A 763-nucleotide genomic window follows, 5' to 3' on the forward strand; every position below is an offset into this window, starting at 1 on the left:
CTGCGATATCCATCGGATATGATGGACGGGGAATGGGCTTTGATCGTGCCATTTGTGCCCCCTGCGAAACGGGGCGGTCGCCCTCGCACGACGGATATGCGCGAGGTGGTCAACGCGATGCTCTACATAGCCTCGGCCGGGTGCGCGTGGCGCCTGCTGCCGAAATGCTTTCCGCCGGTCTCGACCGTCAGGCGCTATTTTTACGCCTGGCGTGATACCGGGCTGTTCGAGGTCATGAATACGGTGCTGGTCATGAGCCTGCGCGAGATCGAGGGGCGTGAAGCCTCCCCGAGCGCGGGCGTGATTGACAGTCAGTCGGTGAAAACTACGGAAAGCGGCGGGCTTTCGGGCTATGACGCGGGCAAGAAGGTCAAGGGCCGCAAGCGCCATATCGTGACTGATACCTGCGGCTTCCTGATCTTTCTCCTCGTTCATGCCGCCGATATCCAGGATCGTGATGGGGCCATTGATGTCCTCGCGGCAATACGCAGGCGCTTTCCCTGGCTGCGCCACATCTTCGCGGATGGCGGCTATGCTGGCGAGAAATTGCGATCCGCGCTCGCCTCCATGGGAAAATGGACGGTCGAAATCATCAGGCGGTCCGATACGGGGGAAGGCTTTCAGATCCTGCCGCGACGCTGGGTGGTTGAACGAACATTCGCCTGGCTGGGACGGTGCAGGCGGCTCGCCAAAGATTGGGAAAAGTCCATTGCTTCCTCAACCGCATGGACATTGATCGCCTCGATCCGCATGCTCACACGAC

The 763-nt window shown here is 60.6% G+C and carries 1 protein-coding gene; it reads left to right on the forward strand.

Annotated features, from left to right (window positions below; translation table 11 throughout):
* A partial coding sequence (locus F1542_RS16955) for an IS5-like element IS1031A family transposase (protein WP_227672845.1) occupies positions 1-763 on the forward strand: 763 nt, incomplete at both ends.

It is taken from the genome of Komagataeibacter sp. FXV3, from assembly GCF_015155755.1.
GTDB lineage: Bacteria > Pseudomonadota > Alphaproteobacteria > Acetobacterales > Acetobacteraceae > Komagataeibacter.